Source organism: Hyphomicrobium sp. MC8b (genome assembly GCF_905067615.1).
Classification (GTDB): Bacteria; Pseudomonadota; Alphaproteobacteria; order Rhizobiales; family Hyphomicrobiaceae; genus Hyphomicrobium_B.
The window spans coordinates 3,185,467-3,201,547 of sequence record NZ_LR898465.1; the positions used below are offsets into that span (position 1 = coordinate 3,185,467).

General features: G+C 60.7%; 18 protein-coding genes and 1 tRNA gene. 12 read left to right on the forward strand and 7 right to left on the reverse strand.

Annotated features, from left to right (window positions below):
* Positions 1 to 2 precede the first annotated feature (2 nt).
* The 3 genes from hpnK to ACLB1Z_RS15455 all read right to left on the reverse strand — a co-directional run bounded on the left by hpnK (position 3) and on the right by ACLB1Z_RS15455 (position 2,450).
* Positions 3 to 851 (reverse strand): hopanoid biosynthesis-associated protein HpnK, encoded by an 849-nt coding sequence (gene hpnK / locus ACLB1Z_RS15445; RefSeq protein ID WP_409560629.1) that lies wholly within the window; start codon positions 849 to 851, stop codon positions 3 to 5.
* Between the two features lie 13 nt (positions 852 to 864).
* Positions 865 to 2,166: a protoporphyrinogen/coproporphyrinogen oxidase gene (locus ACLB1Z_RS15450; protein ID WP_409560630.1), complete on the reverse strand. Its 1,302-nt coding sequence runs from the start codon at positions 2,164 to 2,166 to the stop codon at positions 865 to 867.
* Positions 2,167 to 2,365: 199 nt separating this feature from the next.
* Positions 2,366 to 2,450 (reverse strand) — tRNA-Leu (locus ACLB1Z_RS15455).
* A gap of 270 nt (positions 2,451 to 2,720) precedes the next feature.
* On the opposite strand from ACLB1Z_RS15455, the gene sseA reads away from it, so the two are divergent.
* Positions 2,721 to 3,584: a 3-mercaptopyruvate sulfurtransferase gene (sseA, locus tag ACLB1Z_RS15460; protein WP_409560631.1), complete on the forward strand. Its 864-nt coding sequence runs from the start codon at positions 2,721 to 2,723 to the stop codon at positions 3,582 to 3,584.
* Positions 3,585 to 3,663: 79 nt separating this feature from the next.
* On the opposite strand, the gene ACLB1Z_RS15465 is transcribed toward sseA, so the two are convergent.
* Entirely contained in the window at positions 3,664 to 4,116 is a 453-nt protein-coding gene (locus tag ACLB1Z_RS15465; protein WP_409560632.1) for a glutathione peroxidase, read from the reverse strand.
* Between the two features lie 328 nt (positions 4,117 to 4,444).
* Here ACLB1Z_RS15465 and ACLB1Z_RS15470 point away from each other — a divergent pair, with 328 nt between their 5' ends.
* The 11 genes from ACLB1Z_RS15470 to ACLB1Z_RS15520 all read left to right on the forward strand — a co-directional run bounded on the left by ACLB1Z_RS15470 (position 4,445) and on the right by ACLB1Z_RS15520 (position 13,698).
* Positions 4,445 to 4,723, forward strand: a complete 279-nt coding sequence (locus ACLB1Z_RS15470) for a hypothetical protein (RefSeq protein ID WP_409560633.1) — start codon at positions 4,445 to 4,447, stop codon at positions 4,721 to 4,723.
* Between the two features lie 235 nt (positions 4,724 to 4,958).
* Entirely contained in the window at positions 4,959 to 6,044 is a 1,086-nt protein-coding gene (locus ACLB1Z_RS15475) for an HlyD family secretion protein (protein WP_409560634.1), read from the forward strand.
* A gap of 250 nt (positions 6,045 to 6,294) precedes the next feature.
* Entirely contained in the window at positions 6,295 to 6,510 is a 216-nt protein-coding gene (locus tag ACLB1Z_RS15480; RefSeq protein WP_013948558.1) for a hypothetical protein, read from the forward strand.
* A gap of 22 nt (positions 6,511 to 6,532) precedes the next feature.
* Positions 6,533 to 6,952: a hypothetical protein gene (locus ACLB1Z_RS15485; protein WP_409560635.1), complete on the forward strand. Its 420-nt coding sequence runs from the start codon at positions 6,533 to 6,535 to the stop codon at positions 6,950 to 6,952.
* Positions 6,953 to 7,090: 138 nt separating this feature from the next.
* A complete protein-coding gene (locus tag ACLB1Z_RS15490) occupies positions 7,091 to 7,630 on the forward strand; it encodes a hypothetical protein (protein WP_409560636.1) in 540 nt (179 codons plus the stop codon).
* A gap of 108 nt (positions 7,631 to 7,738) precedes the next feature.
* Complete coding sequence (locus ACLB1Z_RS15495) at positions 7,739 to 8,953, forward strand: ABC transporter permease (RefSeq protein ID WP_409560637.1); 1,215 nt, start codon at positions 7,739 to 7,741, stop codon at positions 8,951 to 8,953.
* Positions 8,954 to 8,975: 22 nt separating this feature from the next.
* Positions 8,976 to 9,716, forward strand: coding sequence for an ABC transporter ATP-binding protein (locus tag ACLB1Z_RS15500; RefSeq protein WP_409560638.1), 741 nt, complete (start codon positions 8,976 to 8,978; stop codon positions 9,714 to 9,716).
* A gap of 190 nt (positions 9,717 to 9,906) precedes the next feature.
* Complete coding sequence (gene fabI / locus ACLB1Z_RS15505) at positions 9,907 to 10,758, forward strand: enoyl-ACP reductase FabI (RefSeq protein ID WP_013948563.1); 852 nt, start codon at positions 9,907 to 9,909, stop codon at positions 10,756 to 10,758.
* A complete protein-coding gene (locus tag ACLB1Z_RS15510; RefSeq protein ID WP_409560639.1) occupies positions 10,755 to 11,372 on the forward strand; it encodes a histidine phosphatase family protein in 618 nt (205 codons plus the stop codon). Before fabI ends, ACLB1Z_RS15510 begins: the two co-directional genes overlap by 4 nt.
* A gap of 516 nt (positions 11,373 to 11,888) precedes the next feature.
* The gene (aroC, locus tag ACLB1Z_RS15515) at positions 11,889 to 12,977 is read left to right on the forward strand and encodes a chorismate synthase (protein ID WP_409560640.1); all 1,089 of its coding nucleotides are present in this window, start codon (positions 11,889 to 11,891) and stop codon (positions 12,975 to 12,977) included.
* A gap of 34 nt (positions 12,978 to 13,011) precedes the next feature.
* Positions 13,012 to 13,698 carry an NAD-dependent deacylase gene (locus tag ACLB1Z_RS15520; protein WP_409563285.1) on the forward strand — a complete coding sequence of 229 codons (687 nt, stop codon included), beginning with the start codon at positions 13,012 to 13,014 and terminating at the stop codon, positions 13,696 to 13,698.
* Here the strand turns inward: ACLB1Z_RS15520 and ACLB1Z_RS15525 are convergent.
* The 3 genes from ACLB1Z_RS15525 to ACLB1Z_RS15535 are packed head-to-tail and all read right to left on the reverse strand — an operon-like array spanning position 13,695 to position 16,044.
* Positions 13,695 to 14,924, reverse strand: coding sequence for a class I SAM-dependent RNA methyltransferase (locus ACLB1Z_RS15525; RefSeq protein ID WP_409560641.1), 1,230 nt, complete (start codon positions 14,922 to 14,924; stop codon positions 13,695 to 13,697). The two genes, ACLB1Z_RS15520 and ACLB1Z_RS15525, sit on opposite strands and share 4 nt — an antisense overlap.
* Entirely contained in the window at positions 14,917 to 15,633 is a 717-nt protein-coding gene (locus ACLB1Z_RS15530) for a TlyA family RNA methyltransferase (protein WP_409563286.1), read from the reverse strand. The genes ACLB1Z_RS15525 and ACLB1Z_RS15530 overlap by 8 nt, the downstream gene beginning before the upstream one ends.
* Before the next feature lie 42 nt (positions 15,634 to 15,675).
* Positions 15,676 to 16,044, reverse strand: a complete 369-nt coding sequence (locus ACLB1Z_RS15535; RefSeq protein WP_409560642.1) for a DoxX family protein — start codon at positions 16,042 to 16,044, stop codon at positions 15,676 to 15,678.
* Positions 16,045 to 16,081: the final 37 nt, after the last annotated feature.

A 16,081-nucleotide genomic window follows, 5' to 3' on the forward strand; every position in this document is an offset into this window, starting at 1 on the left:
CCTCAGGACGCAAATGCCGCTTTGAAGGTGAGAGGGTGCAACCCAAGTGCCGCAACTTTTGCGTGGACGGCCGGACTTATCAGCCCACGGTATTCCTCAAAAGAAGGATAAGACTGCGGTCGGCCGTCTCCGCCCATGGCTGGATGGGCGTAAAGCTCGGTTACGCCCTCGGGCAAATGATCGAGATAGGCCAGAATGCGATCCTCGGTCATCCCGCCGGTGTCGGTGACGCCGAAGACGTGATCGTTCAGCTTCAGGTTGACGGATTCGAGCTTCTTGCGCATCCGGTGCGTCAATCCGGCGTAGAAGGCCCAATTGAAGAACCGCCGGATCGGCTTATCGCCACCGGCCTGCAGCGACGGGCCGAACGGCTCGACCGGAAAACGCACCGGCGGCGAGCCGAATTTCGGCGCCAGCTTGGCGATGGCGTCCGTCACCACCGGATGCATGTGGAAATGATGGTGACCATTGACGTGGTCCATCACGAGCCCGGTCTTTTCGAAGCGCTCGAACTGGGCCGTAATCTCGGCTTCGGCCTGGCGGCGCATCTCGGGCGAAAAGAACAATTTGAAGCCAAAAACCTCGGGGTTGTTGGAGAAATTCCCGTCTGGCCCGACGAGATCGGGCACCTGCTCCGGCGGCAAGACGGGACGGCTATCGACCAAATGGATGTGTAGCCCCACACCGAGTTCGGGAAGCTGACGGGCCCTGTCAACGGCGTCGGCGAAGGCTTCGCCGCCGGTCATCAGGCTCGTCGCCGACAGAATACCGTTCTTGTGCGAGGCTTCGATGGCCTCGTTGACCGGGACGGTCATCCCGAAATCGTCGGCGGTTACGATCAGAGATTTCAAACGCTGATCTCCCTCAGAGCTGGGCCTCGACCGTCGTCAGCGCCGAGCTGATCGAATCCTCCATGCCCACATAATCCCACAGCCCATAACGGCCGATGGGGTGAATTCCGAATGTATTCAACCGCGCAAGAATTTCGTCCACAAGCTGATCGCGCTCGGGCGTGTGGTGAACGTAAGCGCAGCGAATCACGTGGGTGACGGCACAGATGATGTCTTCGCTTTTGACCCAGCCGAGTTTTTCCAGCGCCGCGATGACGTCTTTCTGCGTCTTGCTGACGATATCGATCTTGTCGATTTCTTCGCCCGGTACGCCGACCTCGACGTAGACCGCATTCAGCCCATGCGAGGCCATCGCCGACGAGATGTTGGAATAGCAGCCGAAACGATAGAACGGGATGTCGCGGTCGGGAACGTAAACCCAGTGCGCATCTTTCAAGACGCTTGGCAGCTTACCGCGCACGCCGAAATTGAAGCTTATCGTCGAGCTGTGGCTGAGCTTGGCGGCAGCGCCAGCGAGCTGCGCGTCTTCCGTCAACTCGCAGAGCGTTTTAAGCGGAATGCTGGGGAACATCTTTTCCCATTCGACGGCCAGGCCCGCGCTCGTGGTCGCGACACGACGATTAAGATCGATGTGCGAGATTTCCTGCGTCGTCGCAACGCTCGTGAGGCCATGGGCGAGGCCGCGCGTCAGCACGTCGATGCCGCCGCGTTTTGGATACCAGAAGGTGGTGTTGTATTCAGCGAAACGCTCACCCGTATTGGCGAAACCGGCGCGAATTCGGGCCTCATCGGGCGGCGGGAAAAAGCGCTTGACGGCGCCGATCGACAGGCGGCTCAGCGGCGTCGCCATCGTCTTTTCGTTCTGCGGGATGAGGAAGCGATCCGCGACGACCTGCCCGAAGCCCGAGACGATGAAATCGCGAAAGCCGGTGCCGTCGCCCGAGGCTATCGGCCGCTCGTCATATGATTTCTCGCAGTCCTGGCGAAGCCCGTCCGGCAGCTCGCCCAGGTGGTACTGGATGGGCGCTTCGATCAGGCGCTCTCCGGCGTAGAAGTAGGACTTCCGGTCGACAGTCGCCCAATCGTCATCATTCAGATGCGCATAGGGAACCTGCGCGGGCGATGGGTAGCGCCTCAGATGCAGAAAGTGGCCGGTGTAGTCGAAGCAGAAATCTTCGACCTGCGTCGTCCGCGTCAGGCCGCCGACTGCAGGGCAGCGTTCGAGCAGGACATAATCGCGGCCGTTCGCCTGCAAGCACTGAGCGGCCGCCAGTCCCGATATGCCGCCCCCGGCGACGAGCCATTTTCGAGACATTCCCCGTCCAATTCTGAGCTAGTTAAGCCGTTGCCAGCGCGCTGAGAATGACGCGTAAACTCAGGAAAACCTTCGGGTTTGCGCGTTGTAGCTGCCGACCGGGCTTCCTTTAGAGGCGCCTCGCCAAATCCGCAAGCGCTCGCGCCTGCGGCCGAGCGTGCCCGGGATAAGTTTTATGCCGCGATGATCTTCGCAAAAGTGGTGCGGGCGGAGGGATTTGAACCCCCACGACTTTCGCCGCTGGAACCTAAATCCAGTGCGTCTACCAGTTCCGCCACGCCCGCATCGGTTGAACGAACCGCCTTTTATCGCGATATCGCACTTTTGCATCCCGGCAGGTGTGCGGTGCACCCACAAACTGCCGCGGAGCGGGTGTCATACTGAAAAGTTCTGCCGAAAACAACGCGTAAACGGCTGTATGGCATAGCGGCTGTAAGGCTCGGCCAATTGGCCACCCCGTCTGATTTTGTGGCGACCAACTTGCGAGGCCAGCAAGTTTTGCCTATGTGCAGTCAGCCCCAAAATAAAGCCATGTCGAACCTGTAGGACATTCCTTGCCTGATACCGCCAAGAATTGGATCGTCGAGACGGATTGGCTCGCCGATCACCTCTCATCGCCGGATTTGATCATTCTGGACGGCAGCTGGCATCTGCCGACCGAAAAACGGGATGCCAAGAAGGAATATCTCGCCGAGCATATTCCAGGTGCGCTGTTTTTCGATATCGACGATCTCTCGGACGAGAAGTCGTCGCTGCCGCACATGCTGCCCTCGACCGTGAAATTCGCGTCGCGGATGAAGAAAATGGGTATCGGAGACGGTGCCCGCATCGTCGTCTACGATACGACCGGCATCTTTTCGGCTGCGCGCGTGTGGTGGACGTTCCGCGCCATGGGACACCGCGACGTCGCCGTGCTCAACGGCGGGTTGCGCAAGTGGAAGGCAGAGGGACGTCCGCTGGAAGATGGGCCGCCACCGAAGCGCTCAGAACGGCATTATTCGCCGCTGCAGAATACCGAGATCCTGCGCGACCTCGAAGACATGAAGGCGCTGCTCAAAAAGAACGGCGTCCAAATCGTCGATGCGCGCCCGGCAGGACGCTTCGAAGGCAAGGACGCGGAGCCGAGACCAGGTCTCCGGAAGGGCCACATACCGGGCTCGAAGAATATTCCATCACAGCAGCTCTTGAATCCGGACGGAACCTATAAGTCACCAGCCGAGATCAACAAATTGTTCTCGGGCGTCGGCATCGACGTGTCGAAGCCGGTCGTAACGACGTGCGGTTCCGGCGTCACGGCTTCGATGCTGGCCCTGGCACTTGCCGTGGTCGGCCAGACCAACGCGGCCGTCTACGACGGCAGCTGGGCCGAATGGGGCCAAGAGAACGGTCTGCCTATCGAGACAGGTCCGGCGAAGTAACGAGCGCTGCGTGACTTCCAGTTGAGAACAGGCGCGCGAGACGATCGCGCGCCTTTTTTTCATCGCTGCTGTAGCGCCGCTAGGTGACGGCCGGGACAGGCTCTGAGAGGGTCTTTTCGATCCAAGAGACCATTTCAGGAGAGGTCGGAGACAATTTCGTCGAAAATGATCTGACGAGCTGACCGTCGCGGCCGACAAGGTACTTGTGAAAATTCCACGTCGGCACGCCGCTGGGCCCCATGGCGTTTGCGGCCCATTTATAGAACGGATGCGCCTCAGGGCCGATGACGGGATGCTTCGACGCAATCGGAAACGTGACGCCGAACACGCCTTGGCAGAATGACTGGATTTCACCGTCAGCGTGCGGTTCCTGCTCGCCGAAATCATTCGAAGGCACCGCGATGACCACTAAGCCGTCATCCTCGTAGCGCTTCCAAAGCTCCTGCAATTGGGCGTATTGCTTGGTAAAGCCGCAGAACGAGGCTGAATTGACAATCAGAAGCGGTTTGCCGCGCCAGTCCGAGAGTTTCATCGGCCCGCCATCTATGCTTTTGAACTCAAAGTCGTAGGCTGACCCCTCCACTTGGTTGCTGGGCGCCGTACTTTTGTTCGCGGTCATCATCGAAAAGATATTGACGCCTGTATTCCAGAGCTTTCGCACCTTTCACCTCGTGCCTGCAGGGCGCTGTCGCAGCGATGTTGCGGGGGGGTTCCTTATAGTAGTCCAGGACTTGGCAGGTTCAAGGCCGGACCGCCATAACTGCTGTTCCGCCCGGGACAGCGACGCGCACCGCCCTCCCGTAGCTTAGCCTCCAGTGAATGACACCAGCGCGAACGCGCACCACAAGGAGGACTTCGATATGTCGGCATTCAACAGCACACGTCAGGTTGCAGTGGCTTTCGCCATTCTGGCAGCGACGTTCGGCGCCAGCGTTTCGGCCGCGAGCGCGGCGGGCAGCGCCAAGGAGTTCTTCGTGCAGGACTATCAGTTCTCGAAGCCGATGCACGGCTTTTCCGGCTATTCGAACAACTACTACTGCGATTATCAGCGGCTACCGAACCGCAAGTGCACGATCAATGCGAACGGCACTGAAAGCTGCCGGATCGTCGGTTGGACCCTACGTGAGATGTGCCAGTAAGCACCTCGTTTCCTCGCAAACCTCTTCCTCCATTTTGAAGCTCCGGCAACGCACCGGAGCTTTTCTTTTTTGATGCCTCCTTCCAAATGATCTGCCAGGAGATCGTCTTTCTTCGTCGCAATTTGCATGTGTTCCGATCGAAACAGCGAACCTGATGCACAGAGACTATTGCTGCTCATGACCTTTCGCCGCGACGGCGCGGCTTCGAAGGTTGGCCCTTAAGGAGGACAACGACATGAGCACCGAAGAAACCTATCGCCCCCGACGCGGCGGCTTTCTCGTAAAAACCTTTTTCTTTCTCGTCGCAGTAAGCGCCGGAGCGTTTGGCGCCATCGCCGTGACGAACAGCGATTTGCTAAATGCAAAGGCGGGCGGCGATGACGTCATCAAGGCGGACAATGATAGCGCACCGCAGATCGACTGGGTGGCCGCAGCACCTGGCCGTGTCGAGCCGAAATCCGGCATCATTCGCGTCGGCGCACAGCTCGTCGGACGCATCGCCGAAGTGAACGTGAAACGGAACGACAAGGTCGAGGAAGGCGAGCTTCTGATCCGTCTCGATGATGAAGAAGCCCGCGCTCGTCTGCAAGCCGCCGAGACGGAAGCTGCATCCCGCAAGCGCGAACGCGATGCGCAGCCGCTCGATAAGGCGCGCGACGATCTTCGCACCGCAGAGGACAACGTTTTCGATGCCGAACGGGCGCTGACGAATGCACGCTTCGGGCTCGAATACGAACTACAGGCCGAGCGCCAAGGTACTGGTAGCGCGGCGCGTGTTGCCGACGCGCGCGACGATCTGGCGAAAGCGAAGTCCAAGCTGCAGAAAGAGCGTTCTTCGTACGCCAAAGCCCAGTCGAAACCGGATATCCCGGCTCCGAACCGCCTTGAATCGGCACTGCAGGCTGCACGCTCGGATGTCGCTGTTGCGGAAGCCATGCTTGAAAAAACGCGCATCCGTGCACCTGTTGCGGGCACCGTTCTGCAGCTCTCTGCAAAAGTCGGCGAGATGGCGTCGCCCTCTCCTGAGCAATCGCTGGTCATGCTCGGCGATATGTCGGTCGTGCGGCTGAAGGCCGAGGTTGACGAAATCGACGTCTCGAAGATCAAGACCGGCGGCAAGGTCACCGTGAAGAGCAACGCCTACCCCGGCAAAGAATTCGATGGCACCGTCGCCGAGCTTGCTCCGACTTTGACCTCGCCGCAGTTCTCGCTGCGCGGTGCACGCCGCCCAACCGATGTTGAAGTGCTCGAAGTCACCATCGATCTCGCGGGCAATCCGCCGCTGCTGCCGGGAATGCGGGCGGACGCCTTCTTCAAGTAGCGGTTTTCGAAAGACCTGCTGCGGCTCGCTTCCTCCTTAGTGAAGGCGCCGCAGGTCCCCGATGGCGGGGAGGTGTGAGAAACGGGAATGCGGTCCCGTTCAGCACGCCTCCCCGCCGCGTTTCGTTTTGACCTACTCTGCACCTCGAAAAAATAATCTGCCTACATCCTGTTTCACCCGGAACAGCGGAAAACATGGGTTTTTCGCATCATCTCTGCATCGACCCCACCGACTGATCGAGGAGAGACAGATGTACGGAGAGATCAAGAAATTCCGCGCCGATCTCGGCGTCGGCATCATTCGCGGCGAGGATGGACGCAGCTTCCGTTTCGCAGGCGGAGACATCCGCAATGGCATCGAAAAACTCGAAGGCCATGAAGTTCATTTCGAACTCGGCGAACGCAAAGCGCGCGACATCATAGTGCTTGCGGGCTCGCCATGGACAGCATTCGGAAACGTCCTTTGATCGGCCTTCGGGAGAACCAGCCATGCGAGCCCATTTCGATTTATCCGATGTGCCGGTCGTCGGGGCTTCCGACCTTGCATTTGTCATCGACCTTCTTCGCGAACGCGGTCAGGGATTGGCGCTGCTGCGCGGCCTGCGAGAAGACGAGATCCGGGAGGTCGAGGATGAGATCTGGGTGGCGTTCGATGATGCGCGCAAGGGCGCGGCCCGGCTCGCCGTCGCGCTGCGCTTCCGGGCGCTGCTAACTGCCTTCTCCGGCCGGCGCCTCAAAGCGCTGTTTCTGGAGCGCGGCTTTCGGTTGCTCGCGCTTGCTGCTCAGGACGCCGCGGCGCGCCCACTGAACGTCCGGTTTGGGTTCAATACGCAGCAGATGCTGCTCGCTCTGGACGCCTCGGCAACACGACCGCGGCAGAGTTCCCATACCCTGCCTCTCGCTGCATAAAGCAACACGCTGAAATAAAAGCAATTTCCTGGTCTTCGGCCGTGTTCCTGCCGGAACAGCGACCACGCAGCCGGCGAGGCATTATTGCGACATGGCCGGCGCGACCGGCCAGCAAGAAACCATCGTCAGGAGGCTACCATGTCCAAGATCACCTTTGCTCTCGCCGCGACGCTGCTGGCAGGGACGACGATGACAAGCGCCGCGAACGCAGATGCGGTCAGGGTCGGTTTTGGCTTTCCGCTCGGTTCGTTCGTCGCGCATTCGAACGAGACTTACAGTGGCCGCGATTATCAGCGCGTCGAGCGACCACGCTCCGCCCGTCGCGAAGTCAAGGAGAGCGCCCCTCGCAAAATCGTAAAGGTCAAGCGTCCCGCGCAATCCGACGTTGCCGAGACCGCCATCAAGGCGCCCGCGACAGCAACCGTGCAACCAGTAAAGCTCGAAGGCAGGCTGCCAGCCGATACCGTGACGACTGCCGCGGTAGAAAAGACGGCCGCCGCTACTACGACGGGGGCGATTGCATCAACCAAACTGGAAACGTCAGTGAACGGCGGAAAGGTCGCTTCGGATACTCGTGCTTCATCTGCGAAAGCGGATGCCGAAACGGCAGCAACCACACACATCTGCCGGCGCTATTCGCCGGCCATCGCGGCGCTGATCGACGTTCCCTGCGACTAAGCCTGACACCAACACCGGGCGGCAGGCTGAAAGCTCTGTGCCCCGCGAAACAGCCAACCGCAACGCCATCGTTCAAAGTCTGACCAACGCCCAAGGAGGGAGCAGGTCATGGAACTCGCCGCAACAGCACCAGTCATCATGCGTAAGCCGTTAGCAGCCGCACGGGAAAAACGCCCAAGCGCATTTCGCGTGCCGATGGTCGTGAAGCTCGCTTATCGCAATCTTTTTCATGATCGCCTAAGCTTCTTCGTGACCGTCGTCGGCATTCTGTTTTCGGTTGTGCTGGTCGCGGTCCAATCCGGCATCTATCTCGGATCGGCAAACAAGATCGCGACGATCATCGACGCGGCACCGGCCGATCTTTGGATCGTGCCGCTCGGCACCAAGAGCTACGACGATCCCTCGTTTCTCGCTGGCCGCGAACGCTATCTGGCGCTCTCGGCACCCGGCGTTGAAAATTCGGAAGACATGCTGGTTTCATTCGCCCGCTGGCGCAAACCGCGAGGCGGCGAAACGACGGTCCTGCTAATTGGAACGTCAGGTGACAGCCCAAAGGCGTTGCCTGCGAACATCATCGAAGGCAGCCGCGCAGCGCTCGAAGCTCCGAATACGGTGGCGATCGATCGCAGCTACTTCAACGATCTGGGCGTCAACAGGCTCGGCGAGCACGCCGAACTCAACGGCGCGGCGGTCAAGCTTGTGGCGATCACCAAGCGCGTGCGTTCGTTCACGACACTGCCGTTCGTCTTCACGTCCATCGACGAAGCGCGTCAGCTGTCCGGCGCCAACCAGGACCAGGCGAGCTACCAGCGCGTCACACTGCTGCCCGGCGCCGACCTCGAAACGGTGCGTAAGGAAATCGCAGTGCGCCTTCCAGACACGGAAGTTTTGACACAGGCGGAGTTCCGCACCCGCAGCCAGGACTATTGGTTGAAGCAGACCGGCGCGGGTGCCGCCCTCGATGCGGGTAAGCTCTTGGGCCTGATCGTCGGCATTGTCATTGTCGCGCAGACGCTTTATTCGAGCACGAAAGATCATATCAACGAGTTCGCCACTCTGCGCGCCTTGGGGGCCGGTGCGGGCTACATCGTCAAGGTGATTCTCATTCAAGCCGTGCTTTCAGGGCTGATCGGCTATGTGCTGGGTATGGGACTGGCGCTGACCGCCATTCATTTTGCGCAGGACACCAAGCTCACAATCATCATGACTGCGCCACTTGCCGCCCAACTTTTCGCAATAACGATCGGCATGTGCATCTTCGCCGCCATAAGCGCCATCATCAAGGTCGTCCGCATCGACCCGGCCGTCGTGTTCAGCCGCTAACCGAATTCCAGGGAGACTTAACATGACCGAGCCAAACAACAGCAAAGTCATCGTCGAAGCGGAAGGCATCGTGAAGGTACTGGGCGCGGGAGCCGGCGAAAACAAGGTTTTGAAAGGCGTCGACCTTCAGCTGCATACCGGCGAGCTGACGCTGATGATGGGGCCGTCCGGATCCGGTAAGACCACCCTGCTCTCGATCCTCGGCTGCATCCTGTCACCCACACAGGGCAAGCTGTCGATCTCCGGCATGGATACGCGGAACATGAACAAGGAGCAGCTTGCCAATCTGCGGCGCAAGCATGTCGGCTTCGTGTTCCAGTCCTATAATCTCGTGCCGACGCTCTCGGCCGTCGAAAATGTCATGCTGGCGTTGGACCTGCGCGACCTCAACGGTCCCGACGCGCGCCGCCAGGCGGTCGAAGCGCTCGAAGCGGTTGGCCTTGGCCACCGCATCAGCGCCATGCCGGCCAAAATGTCGGGCGGAGAGAAGCAGCGCGTTTCGATTGCCAGAGCGCTCGCCGGTTCCCCCTCGGTCATTCTGGCCGACGAACCGACGGCGGCGCTCGATGCCCAGAACGGCATGGCCGTCATGGAATTGCTGGCAGCCGTGGCACAGGATACCGGGCGGGCCGTTTTGGCCGTTACCCACGACCACCGGACGCTGCAATACGCCGATCGTATCATCACCATCGACGACGGCCGGATTGCGGGGTCTGAGCGGCCAAAGGTTGCAAATGCCCCCGTTCGGGTGGCGGTGGGATAACCCCCGCCAAAAAGGCTGTAATGACGGCCTTTTCGGGCGCACGCATGGACGGGCTAGTCCTTAATGGCCGTCCCTCGGGCCAATGGCCGCGCACGCTCCCTCTCCGGGCATCTGGACCGGAAGGGGCATTTGTGTAGGATGCGCCCAAACTCACCAATCCCAAATTGGAATAACTAAGGAAATAGCGCCCATGGCGGGGCCTCAAGCGAACACGTCCATTTCCCCAGGCACTTTGATGGCCGGAAAACGGGGGCTCATCATGGGCGTCGCAAACAATCGATCGATCGCCTGGGGCATCGCGAAAGCCTGCGCGGCCCAGGGCGCAGAAATTGCCCTCACCTATCAAGGGGATGCGCTGAAGAAGCGGGTCGAGCCGCTAGCGGCGGAGCTTGGCGCCAAGTCGGTTCTCCACTGCGATGTGACCGATGCGGCCTCGATGGACAGCGTTTTCGCGTCCCTCGAAAAGAGCTGGGGCAGCCTGGATTTTCTCGTCCATGCCATCGCCTACTCGGACAAAAACGAGCTCGACGGCCGGTACGTCGATACGACGGAGAAAAACTTCACGCAGAGCCTGATGATCTCCTGTTATTCGTTCACGGCCCTCGCCCAGCGCGCCGAGAAGCTGATGCCGAACGGCGGTTCACTGATCACGCTCAGCTACTACGGCGCCGAAAAGGTAATGCCGCACTATAACGTGATGGGCGTTGCCAAGGCCGCGCTCGAGGCGAGCGTGCGCTATCTGGCGTCCGACCTTGGACGCAACGGCATCCGTGTCAACGCGATCTCGGCCGGCCCGATCAAGACGCTGGCTGCGTCGGGCATCGCGGATTTCCGCTATATCCTGAAGTGGAACGAGTATAACTCGGCACTCCGCCGCAACGTCACGATCGACGACGTCGGCAACGCCGGGCTCTATCTCCTTTCGGACCTGTCGCGCGGCGTGACCGGCGAAATTCATCATGTCGATAGCGGCTATCACGTGCAGGGCATGAAGAACGAGGAAGCGCCCGACATTTCGGTCGTCAAGAGCGACGAAGCGTGAGTGGTGGGGCGGCAACGACCGCGTCGTTGAAGCCCGGACTCACGCTCTATCTCATTCGTCACGGCGAGACGGACTGGAACCGGGAGGCGCGCTACCAAGGGCAGCGCGACATTCCCTTGAACGATACTGGCAGGGCACAGGCGCGTCGTCACGGCGGCGTGCTGAAAACGCTGATGCCGGCAATCGCCGAATTCGATTTCGTCGCCAGCCCGCTGCAACGGGCCATCGAGACGATGCGCTTGATCCGAGAAGGCCTTGGCCTCGACCCGGACGGCTTTCGCATTATGCCGGACATTGCTGAACTCAGCTACGGACAGTGGGAAGGCGAACTCGCGGGCGAGCTACCGCTTAAAGATCCCCAGGGCGTCGCCGCCAAAGCCGCTGATCCCTACGGCTGGCGGCCAAATGGCGGCGAGAGCTATCACGACCTTGAGGTCCGCGTTTCTAAATGGCTCGTAACCCTGGACCAAAATACGGTTGCCGTCGGACATGGCGGCGTCAGCCGCGTCGCGCGAGGCGCTCTGCTCGGAATCGACAGAACTCTCGTGCCATTCCTTGAAGTGCCCCAGGATAAGATTTTGAAGCTCGCCGACGCCAAGATGCGGTGGCTGTGAGGGCTGTAATGCCATCAGAGCAAAAGAGCCGGAGATGCGGCTCTCCGGCTCTTCGGCACTCGATAAGGAGTGCATGCTGAAAGCCCCCTCGACCCGGGGCTCAATCCGAGAGGAATGGGCTTTTATGAGCCGACAGAGACGTTCGCCCTGGAATGGATGAGACATGGCATACGGCGCAGTCGTTCGAATGAGCGACCTGTCCGTACCGCCTTCGCAACATGCGATCCTGCGATGCGCCGCGGGCTGCTTTCGGGCAGCGGATGCGGGCTCGGCCGAGTTGCCGGTCAAATACGGACTCACACCTGCCTCGTCCCATCGTCAGGGCGACGGAACTGCCGACGAACGCAGTACTTCGTCGAGTTAATCTGCGTCGCGGAAGGTTGTCACGCGGCTTTGGCCGCGATGCGCTCTTGCCGCCACCCCGCCAGCCACCTAAGAAGAGCGGTGACGCAGCCCGGCAACAATCGTTGCAGAGCCATCCAGCGCCCATCGGGCCAATTCCGCATATTTCAGGCAATGTCTCACAACACTTTCGGACATCTGTTTCGCGTGACGACCTGGGGCGAAAGCCACGGCCCGGCTATCGGCGCCGTCGTCGACGGCTGCCCGCCGGGCATCGCACTCGAAGCCAGTGAGATCCAGGCCTATCTGGATAAGCGCAAGCCCGGCCAGTCGCGCTTCACGACCCAACGGCAGGAGGCCGACTCCGTCAAAATCCTGTCGGGTGTATTCGCCGATGCTGCGGGCAAACAGGTGACGACTGGAACGCCCATCGCGCTCGAAATCGAAAATACCGATCAGCGCTCGAAGGACTACGGCGAGATCAAGGACAAGTTCCGTCCTGGCCACGCCGACTTCACCTACGACGCCAAGTACGGCATTCGCGACTATCGCGGCGGCGGGCGGTCGTCGGCGCGCGAAACGGCGTCGCGTGTGGCCGCTGGCGCCGTAGCGCGGAAGGTCATCCCTGGCGTCAAGATTCGCGGCGCGCTGGTGCAAATCGGGCAGATCAAAATCGATCGCGGCAACTGGGATTGGGACGAGGTCGGCAACAATCCGTTCTTTTCTCCGGATAAGCAGGCGGCAGAGCATTGGGCCGACTATCTCGACAAGGTGCGCAAGGCCGGTTCGTCCGTCGGCGCCATTATCGAAGTTGTAGCGGAAGGCGTGCCGGCCGGCTGGGGCGCACCGCTCTACGGCAAGCTCGATCAGGACCTCGCCAGCGCGATGATGTCGATCAACGCCGTCAAGGGCGTCGAGATCGGCGAAGGCATGGCAGCTGCCGAGCTAACGGGCGAGCAGAATGCGGACGAAATCCGCATCGGCAACGACGGTGCACCGGATTTCCTGTCGAACCACGCGGGCGGGATTCTTGGCGGCATTTCGACCGGCCAGCCGATTGTCTGCCGTTTCGCGGTTAAGCCGACATCTTCGATTTTAACGCCGCGCCGGACGATTGACCGTCAAGGCCATGAGACGGAACTCATCACAAAGGGTCGCCACGATCCGTGCGTCGGCATTCGCGCCGTACCGGTGGGCGAGGCGATGATGGCGATTGTGCTCGCGGACCATTTCCTGCGGCATCGCGGCCAAATCGGCGGGTAATTTCGAGGGCCGACCCATCGCGCAGCATCCAAAGATCGTCATTTTGACTGGCGCGGGACTGTCGGCCGAAAGCGGCGTCCCGACGTTTCGTGATCCAAACGGCATGTGGGCGAAATACGATTGGCGCGACGTCGCCACGCCCGACGGTTTTCAACGCGATCCGGCACTCGTGCTGAATTTCTATAATGCGCGGCGGCGCGCTCATCACGGCATCAAGCCAAATGCTGCGCACATCGCTTTGGCGCGTCTCGAAGCCGAGCATGGCGGCGTGACCGTCGTTACGCAGAATATCGATGCCCTGCATGAAGCCGCCGGATCGAGTTCCCTCATTCATATGCACGGCGAGCTGTTCAAGGCGCTGTGCACGTTCTGCAAGCATCGGGTCCCGTGGCAGGGCGATTTGCTGGTCGATACGTCGTGCCCCTATTGCGGGCTGCCGGGCGGAATGCGGCCGGACGTCGTCTGGTTTGGCGAGATGCCCTATCAGATGGGGCGGATCACGGGGCTTCTTGGAGAGGCTGATCTTTTCCTGTCGATTGGCACTAGCGGGCACGTCTATCCGGCGGCCGGGTTCGTGGCGGAAGCGCGTGAGCACGGCGCGCGCACGGTGGAACTCAACCTCGAACCGTCGGAGGGTGCGAGCCAATTCGACGAAGCCATCTACGGTCATGCGACCGAGATCGTTCCGGCCTTCGTCGATCGTATTCTGGCCGGCCGCTAACGGCGAAAGACCGCGACGACCTCAACGTGTGTGGAATAAATGAACTGATCAACCGGCGTAACGGATTCAATCTTATAGCCGCCATCCACGAGATGGCGCGCGTCGCGTGCGAGCGTCGCGGGATTGCAGGACACCGCAATAACAGTCTTCACCTTTGAGCGCGCCAAGCGCTGCGACTGCGCTTCGGCCCCGGCACGTGGCGGATCGAAAACGATAGCATCGTGCTCATTGAGCTCCAGCGGCGATAGCGGATCGCGGAAGAGATCACGAACAACGGCGCTAATTGGCTTTAGCCCAGATGTTTTTTTTGCGCCGTCGCCCAGTGCCGTCACCGCGGCCTTGCTGCCGTCGAACGCGGAGACGCGGGCCTTCGCTGCTATCGGAAACGTGAAGGCGCCGAGGCCGCAGAAGAGATCGGCAACCTTTTTCGTCTTTCCGAGCGCAGCGACGATGCGGTGAGCAATTTCGATCTCGGCGGCTTCAACGGCTTGAACGAATACGGCCGGTGGCAACGGAACTTCCACGGAGCTGAATGACAGGAAGGGGGGTAGCGTTTCGACGACGACATCGCCGGCCACGACGAGACGTGCGAGTCCCATCGCGCTCGCCGCGGACGCAAGTCCGGTTCGGATTTCCGGCGACAGTTTGCGTTCCGTGCCATCGACTTCGACATCTAGGCCAGACCTCGTGAGCGTGATCGTGACGCGCGCCTCACCGCGTTTCGGCAGCAGCGGCGCGATCAGTTTTCCTACAGCCGGCAATGCCGCAACGATCTTCGGTTCAAGCACCGGACATTCTTCGATGGCCACGAGATCGTGAGAGGCGGCCTCGTGGAAGCCAAGCTCGACGCCAAACTGCGAACGGATCGCCTTGAGCGCCGCACGGCGACGGCGCCCGGCGGTGCGCTGCAATTGATCGACCTCGGGTTCGAGGCCGCGCGCTTGAAAGGCGTTGACGACGAGATCGCGTTTCCATGCCGCGTAACTGTCCGACGCCAAATGCTGCACGCTGCAACCGCCGCATTTGCCGAAATGTTTGCAGACCGGAGCGATGCGTTCGGCGCTCGGTTCGAGCACACGCAGGAGGCGCCCGCGCTCGCCTTCGACTTCGGCTTCGATGCGTTCTCGCGGCAGCGCGAACGGTACGAAGACCATCCGGCCATCGACTTCGGCGATGCCATCGCCTTGCGCGCCGAGACGACTGATGACGAATTCACGCTCAGCCATCGTAGCGCGCTCCGAGCAGGAACTCGGCGTTGCCGGAACCACCGAGAATGGGCGATGGCATATCGCCAACGACCATCCAACCAGGCTGCGCGGCGAGCCATTCGCGGACGCTGGCCAGCGCGCCCAGACGCGCGGCTTCATCGCGTACGATGCCGCCGCTGCCGACGTTATCGCGGCCGACTTCGAACTGCGGCTTTACGAGGATCACAGCCCAAGCTCCGCCTGAAGCGAACGGCAAAACAGTGCCCAAAACCTTCGTGACGGATATGAAGCTGACATCGACCACGACGGCGGAAACGCTCTCTGTTATTTCGTTTGGCGTCAGCGCACGTGCATCGATATTTTCGAGTGAAACGACGCGTAGATCATCTTTCAAGCGCGCGTGCAGCTGACTGGTGCCGACGTCGACGGCATAAACGCGCCGTGCCCCCCGTTCCAGAAGCACCTCGGTGAAGCCCCCGGTCGAAGCGCCGATATCGAGCGCAGTGCGCCCCGTCGGATCGAACCCGAAATGTGCAAGCGCTGCTGCCAGTTTTTCTGCGCCGCGCGAAACATAACCCGGCGCTTCCGCTGCAACAGCGACGGCGAGATCGCCTTTCACGTCGTAGGCTGGCTTGTTGCACACGGTGCCACCAACCGAGACGAACCCGCGCTTGATCAGATCCTGAGCGCGGGCGCGCGACGGCGCTAATCCGCGGTTCACGAGCATCTGATCCAGGCGCATCACTGGGCCATCAGTCAAACGCCAGCGTCAGTCAGGCCGGATGGCGTAACGGCCTGAGCCATTCGCGAACAGGAGAAGAAAGCCGCCTGCCATGCAGACGTTCTTCATGAAGTTCGTCATCTGGGCCTGGTCGGCGAAGTTGCTATGGAAGACGGCAGCTGCAGCCAAGCAGAAAGCGGAGAGCGCCAAACCGGCATAACGAGAGAAGACACCTAACAGCACGGCAAGGCCGCCGATGACCTCAAGTGCGATGACGAGCGGCAGCAGGTTGCCAGGCAAGCCGTGCGATTCCATGTACGCCTGGGTCTGCGCGTAGCCCGAAACCTTGTTGATCCCTGCTGTGACGAAAATGGCGGACAGAAGTACCCGTGCGGCCAAGCTGACGAGCGCGTGCATGTTTGTTCTCCCGAACGGCGAGCTGGTTAACGCGCAG

Bases quoted from the DNA above. Each gene is read 5' to 3' on its own strand.
- ACLB1Z_RS15500 (WP_409560638.1), top strand. From the start codon at position 8,976: ATGACCGAGCCAAACAACAGCAAAGTCATCGTCGAAGCGGAAGGCATC.
- ACLB1Z_RS15495 (WP_409560637.1), top strand. From the start codon at position 7,739: ATGGAACTCGCCGCAACAGCACCAGTCATCATGCGTAAGCCGTTAGCA.
- fabI (WP_013948563.1), top strand. From the start codon at position 9,907: ATGGCGGGGCCTCAAGCGAACACGTCCATTTCCCCAGGCACTTTGATG.
- ACLB1Z_RS15465 (WP_409560632.1), bottom strand. From the start codon at position 4,116: ATGAAACTCTCGGACTGGCGCGGCAAACCGCTTCTGATTGTCAATTCA.
- ACLB1Z_RS15450 (WP_409560630.1), bottom strand. From the start codon at position 2,166: ATGTCTCGAAAATGGCTCGTCGCCGGGGGCGGCATATCGGGACTGGCG.
- ACLB1Z_RS15480 (WP_013948558.1), top strand. From the start codon at position 6,295: ATGTACGGAGAGATCAAGAAATTCCGCGCCGATCTCGGCGTCGGCATC.
- ACLB1Z_RS15475 (WP_409560634.1), top strand. From the start codon at position 4,959: ATGAGCACCGAAGAAACCTATCGCCCCCGACGCGGCGGCTTTCTCGTA.
- ACLB1Z_RS15485 (WP_409560635.1), top strand. From the start codon at position 6,533: ATGCGAGCCCATTTCGATTTATCCGATGTGCCGGTCGTCGGGGCTTCC.
- ACLB1Z_RS15490 (WP_409560636.1), top strand. From the start codon at position 7,091: ATGTCCAAGATCACCTTTGCTCTCGCCGCGACGCTGCTGGCAGGGACG.
- ACLB1Z_RS15535 (WP_409560642.1), bottom strand. From the start codon at position 16,044: ATGCACGCGCTCGTCAGCTTGGCCGCACGGGTACTTCTGTCCGCCATT.
- ACLB1Z_RS15530 (WP_409563286.1), bottom strand. From the start codon at position 15,633: ATGCTCGTGAACCGCGGATTAGCGCCGTCGCGCGCCCGCGCTCAGGAT.
- ACLB1Z_RS15470 (WP_409560633.1), top strand. From the start codon at position 4,445: ATGTCGGCATTCAACAGCACACGTCAGGTTGCAGTGGCTTTCGCCATT.
- aroC (WP_409560640.1), top strand. From the start codon at position 11,889: ATGTCTCACAACACTTTCGGACATCTGTTTCGCGTGACGACCTGGGGC.
- ACLB1Z_RS15525 (WP_409560641.1), bottom strand. From the start codon at position 14,924: ATGGCTGAGCGTGAATTCGTCATCAGTCGTCTCGGCGCGCAAGGCGAT.